Origin of the sequence: Nocardia carnea (genome assembly GCF_029869215.1) — a bacterium.
GTDB classification, from domain to species: Bacteria; Actinomycetota; Actinomycetes; order Mycobacteriales; family Mycobacteriaceae; genus Nocardia; species Nocardia carnea_B.
On record NZ_JARWPM010000136.1, the window covers coordinates 1 to 5,200 of the forward strand.

5 protein-coding genes and 1 pseudogene are annotated in these 5,200 nt (G+C 69.8%); 3 read left to right on the top strand and 3 right to left on the bottom strand.

Annotated features, from left to right (window positions below; all coding sequences use genetic code 11):
• A pseudogene (locus tag QH276_RS08930) lies at positions 1–291 on the bottom strand (hypothetical protein); the annotation flags it as partial.
• Here QH276_RS08930 and fabG1 point away from each other — a divergent pair.
• The 3 genes from fabG1 (at position 290) to QH276_RS08945 (ending at position 3,042) form a co-directional block, all read left to right on the top strand.
• Positions 290–1,006 (top strand): 3-oxoacyl-ACP reductase FabG1, encoded by a 717-nt coding sequence (gene fabG1, locus QH276_RS08935; protein ID WP_280397043.1) that lies wholly within the window; start codon positions 290–292, stop codon positions 1,004–1,006. The pseudogene QH276_RS08930 and the gene fabG1 sit on opposite strands and share 2 nt — an antisense overlap.
• 118 nt (positions 1,007–1,124) lie before the next feature.
• A complete protein-coding gene (gene inhA, locus QH276_RS08940; protein WP_280397044.1) occupies positions 1,125–1,958 on the top strand; it encodes an NADH-dependent enoyl-ACP reductase InhA in 834 nt (277 codons plus the stop codon).
• Positions 1,959–1,983: 25 nt separating this feature from the next.
• Positions 1,984–3,042 carry a ferrochelatase gene (locus QH276_RS08945; RefSeq protein ID WP_280397045.1) on the top strand — a complete coding sequence of 353 codons (1,059 nt, stop codon included), beginning with the start codon at positions 1,984–1,986 and terminating at the stop codon, positions 3,040–3,042.
• Between the two features lie 209 nt (positions 3,043–3,251).
• On the opposite strand, the gene QH276_RS08950 is transcribed toward QH276_RS08945, so the two are convergent.
• Both QH276_RS08950 and QH276_RS08955 read right to left on the bottom strand, forming a co-directional pair.
• A complete protein-coding gene (locus QH276_RS08950; protein WP_280397046.1) occupies positions 3,252–4,070 on the bottom strand; it encodes a hypothetical protein in 819 nt (272 codons plus the stop codon).
• A gap of 64 nt (positions 4,071–4,134) precedes the next feature.
• Entirely contained in the window at positions 4,135–4,962 is an 828-nt protein-coding gene (locus QH276_RS08955) for a DUF3097 domain-containing protein (RefSeq protein WP_280406691.1), read from the bottom strand.
• Between the last annotated feature and the right edge of the window lie 238 nt (positions 4,963–5,200).

The following is a 5,200-nucleotide window of genomic DNA, read 5'->3' on the forward strand; positions in this document are numbered from 1 at the left end:
GGCGAGATCCACCGTGTGGTCGGCGCGCTGCCAGTGCCGCACCGATTCGCTGAGCAGCCACAACCCCATGACGTTGCGCAGATAGCGGGTGCGCCCGTCGAGCCCGGCCTCGTTGGTGAAATTGGCGGCCCGCCCGGGGCCCCCCCCACGCGGGGGGGGGCGGGCGGGGGGCGCCCCCCCCCCCCCGTCGTCGTCTCCGCGGTTTGTGCGGGACGCACAAGGATGTGCGGGAAATATCGGTGGACGTCCCATGAGAGCGGCCGGGTAGGCGCCAGGTAGGTTTGTCCCCATGTCGAACTTCACAGCACGCTCGGTTCTGGTGACCGGCGGAAACCGCGGCATCGGGCTCGCGGTGGCGCAGCGTCTGCACGCCGACGGCCACAAGGTGGCAGTCACCCATCGCGGTTCGGGCGCACCCGAGGGCCTGCTCGGGGTGAAATGCGATGTCACCGACAGCGAATCGGTCGATCGGGCCTTCGCCGAGGTCGAGGCCGCGCAGGGGCCGGTGGAAGTGCTGGTCGCCAATGCCGGGATCACCGACGATACGCTGCTCATGCGGATGAGCGAGGACCAGTTCACCAAGGTCGTCGACGCCAACCTGGCCGGCGCCTTCCGGTGCGCCAAACGGGCCAACCGGGCCATGCTGCGTGCCCGCTGGGGCCGGATGATCTTCCTCGGTTCCGTGGTGGGTATGGCCGGTCAGGCGGGGCAGATCAACTACGCCTCCTCGAAGGCCGGTGTCATCGGGCTGGCCCGGTCGATCACCCGGGAACTCGGCTCGCGATCGATCACCGCCAATGTCGTCGCCCCCGGTTTCATCGAAACCGATATGACCAAGGATCTGCCGCAGGAGATGCGGGAGATGGCCGAGAAGTTCATCCCGCTCCAGCGCGTCGGTAAGCCCGAGGATGTCGCCGCCGTGGTCAGCTTCCTCGCGTCCGAGGATTCGGCCTACGTCTCCGGCGCCGTGATCCCGGTCGACGGTGGTATGGGCATGGGGCACTGACCGGCCCGCAGTTCACCGAGCACATCTCTTTCGCTGCGCCTCCGGCACGCTGAGCGAGGTCGCCGCCGGCGGCCGGGCGCGGGACACCACACCACACATCAGGGAGAACCGAGAACTCATGGGCGGATTGCTCGAAGGCAAGACGATCCTCGTCACCGGCATCATCACCGACGCCTCCATCGCGTTCCACGCGGCGGCGATCGCGCAGAAGGAGGGGGCCCGGGTGATCATCACCGGCCTCACCGAACGCCTGCGGTTGATCGACCGGATCGCCAAGCGACTGCCCGAGGAGGTGCCGCCGGCCATCGGGCTCGATGTCACCAACCAGGAAGATCTCGACAAACTGCCCGAGGAACTGCGCCGCCTCGCGCCCGAGGGCATCGACGGTGTGCTGCATTCCATTGCGTTCGCCCCGAAGACCCTGATGGGCCCGGATGCCGTGCCGTTCCTGGACGGGCCGAGCGCCGACGCCGCCAAATCGTTCGAGATCTCGGCGTGGAGCTATGCCGCGCTGGCGCGCGCGGTCCTGCCGGTGATGAACGAGCGCGGTTCGATCGTCGGCATGGATTTCGATCCCCGCACCGCCATGCCGTACTACAACTGGATGGGTGTGGCCAAGGCCGCGCTGGAATCGGTGAACCGGTATGTGGCGCGTGAGGTCGGGTACGCGAAAAAGATCCGGTCCAACCTGATCGCCGCCGGACCGGTCAAAACGCTGGCCGCCAAGGCGATCGCCGGCACCGCGACCGACGATGCCAAACAGCTCAAGCAGCTGGACACCTATTGGGACGGTGCCTCCCCGATCGGCTGGGACGGCGGCGCCGAGGTGGTCGGCAAATCGATCGTCGCGCTGCTGTCGGACTGGCTGCCCGCGACCACCGGTTCGATCATCTACGTAGACGGCGGGGCCAGCCACAACACCTGGTTCCCCGAGAACATGCCGCTGGACTGAGTACCCGAGCCGAGAAGGAGGCGCCGTGGCCCGCGCGGCCGACGCGTTGTTGCTGCTGTCCTTCGGCGGACCCGAGGGTCCGGAGGAGGTGCTGCCGTTCCTGGAGAACGTCACCCGCGGCCGCGGTGTCCCCGCCGCACGGCTGGCCGAGGTCGCCGAGCACTATCTGCATTTCGGCGGGGTGTCTCCGATCAACGCCTGTAACCGGGCCATCATCGCCGCGGTCGAGCAGGAACTGGCAGGGGCCGGCTTGGATCTGCCGGTGTATTTCGGCAACCGCAACTGGCATCCCCTGGTCGAGGACACGGTGGCCCGGATGACCGCCGACGGGGTGCGTTCGGCACTGGTGTTCCCGACCTCGGCCTGGGGCGGTTATTCGGGCTGCCGGCAGTACGACGAAGATATCGCCCGGGCGCGCACGGCGGTCGGCGCGAGCGCTCCGGAACTGGTGAAACTACGCCAGTATTTCGATCATCCGCTGCTGATCGACGCCTTCGCCGACGCCGTACGGGCGGCCCGGGCGTCGCTGCCCGCCGACCGGCTCGGCACCACCCGTCTTGTGTTCACGGCGCATTCGGTGCCGATCGCGGCGGACGACGCGGCCGGGCCGCCCGCCGACGGGGGCCGGCTCTACAGCCGGCAGGTCGCCGAAACCGCCCGATTGTGCGCCGCCGCAAGCGGTTTCGGCGATTACGACGTGGTGTGGCAGTCGCGCTCGGGTCCGCCGCAGGTGCCCTGGCTGGAACCGGATATCGTCGACCACCTGGAAACCTTGCCGGACAAGGGGTTCGACGCCGTGATCGTCTGCCCTATCGGTTTCGTCTCCGACCACCTCGAGGTGATCTGGGATCTCGACAACGAAGCCGCCGCCAAAGCCGCCGAACTGGGTATCGCCTTCGCCCGTGCCGCGACTCCCGGTACCGACAGCCGATTCGCCGCCATGGTGGTGGAACTGATCGAGGAACTGGTGCGCGGGACCGCGCCCCGCCGCCTCGGCACGGTGCCGGGTTACGGCGGCACGGTCGATGGTGCGCTCTGTGCCATCGACTGTTGTGCGCCGGTTCGCCGCCCTGCGAGTCGATAGCCCACGCAGAAGTACGGGCCGGTACCGCGCCGCGGCTCCGGCATGAGGAGTGGGAATGGGCTGACTCGGCGGCGTCGTAGATGCCGGCGTCAGCGCTCTTGGTCAGGAGGCCGACCCTGGTCCCGGTGTGACGTCCGGGTGGACATCAGCGATACGCAGACGGTATCGGACCGGGGCCGTGAATACGCCCGGTGGTGACCGGAGACCGCTCAGCGCGCGGGGGGCGGTGCCGCGGTGTGCACGGCGACGAGGCGGGCGGCGCGGATGGCGTCCCACAGGGGGCGGAGCAGGGATTCGTGAGCGGTGGCGGCGGTGGCGGAGGTCGGTGCGGAGGCCGGTTCGCGCTGGGCGACGGTCAGGATCGCGGCCACATGGTCGGCGGTGTCGAGGATGCGCTTGGCCCGCAGCGGGACGTGATCCGGGTAGGTGTGCCGGGAGTAGTCCGCCAGTTCGGCTTCGATGAGTTCACGCGGATCGGAATCACCCGCGCCCAGGCCCGTGGTGTGCAGGCGCATCAGCGCGTCGGCGGCGTCGCGGACGGCTTCGCGCATGGCGTACTCGGCCTCACCCAGCGACATATCGGGGCCCGCCGCGGGCGGCATCGGCACCGCGTAGACCGTCCACTGCAGGGTCGAGTCGTCGGTGTGATGCGGGATGAGCCCGGTGCCGTCGCCGCCGGGGACCCCGATGAGCAGCCCCTCACCCGCTTCGATCGCATCCGTGGCGAAGGCGGTACCGATCGGCAGTCCGCGCACATCGCCGGGTACCGGTAGTACCAGCCGCAGTTGCGCCCCCGGCGCGGCGAGGGTTTCGCGAATCATCTTGAGCAACGGCATCACTGCCGTGCCGGACGACTCCCCGAGCGCCGACCACGGCAGATCGGTGCGCCCGCCGGTGACCGGATCGCCGGCCGCCAGCGTGTGCCGCGGCGCCCAGGCGTGCAACGCCTCGAGGACGTCGTCGGGCGCGCTGGCACCCGCGAGCCAGGAACCGGCCCACAGGGTGAGGGTGGCACTGGGAGAGCACATAATCATCGAGCATAAAGGGTCTCCGCAACCGGCGGGCAGCGTCTGCGCAGGCCGCCCGTAGCGGTTAGAATTGTTGCCCCGGTTCGGTGACGAAATCGATGAGACGTTCCACCGCGCCGAGTAATGGTGCCTCCAGATCCCGGAACGAATTCACCGCCGAATACACGCGGCGCCAGCCGTCCTGCAGGGTGCCCCAGCCCAGCCGCCGGCAGACACCCGTTTTCCAGTCCTCGCCGCGTGGAATCTGCGGCCAGTCCGCAATTCCGAGGGTCGCGGGTTTCACGGCCTGCCAGATATCGATATAAGGATGCCCGGTGACGAGGACGTATTCGCCGAGCCCGGTGGTGAGATGGGATTCCTTGGACCCGGTCACCAAATGGTCGACCAGCACGCCGACCCGTTTACCCGGGCCGGGCCCGAATTCGGTGAGCCGGCCGGCCAGGTTGTCGAGGCCCTCCAAATGCTCCACCACGACCCCCTCGACCCGCAGATCATGCCCCCAGACCCGCTCCACCAGCGCCGCGTCGTGCACACCTTCCACCCAGATCCGGCTGGGCGCGGCGACTTTCGCGCGCAACCCCTCGACCCGGGTCGAACCGGACGCCGAACGGGCCGGTTTCGCGGGTACGGATTTCGTGGGCCGCAGCAGGGTCACCGGCGCGCCGTCGATGAGGAAAGCGGCTTCGCGTAAGGCGAAGAGCCGTACCGCCCCGCGGGCGTCCTCCAGTTTCACGAAATCGCCGTCGTAGCTTCGGTCGAACCCCACCACCGCACCGCAGAACCCGCTGGCCGCGTCCTCCACCACCAGATCGGGTTCGGCCACGACCCGGGGGACGGACCGTTTCGCGGTGCGCGGATGGCCGGAGAAGATATCGCCGTATCGATCGCTCACCGGGCCGAACGTAGCGTATAGGGCCGGTGCGCGGCGGCTGCCGGTGCGGGTGTCGGCCGCCCGGCCGCGCCGTGGATGCGAATTCCGCCGATCGTATCCCCGCCATCCGGGCAGCGGGGGGGGGGGGGGGGGGGGGGGGGGGGCGGGCCCCCCCGCCCCGGGGGGGGGGGGGGGGGGGGGGGGGGGGGGGGGGGGGGGGGGGGGGGGGGGGGGGGGGGGGGGGGCGGGGGGGGGGGGG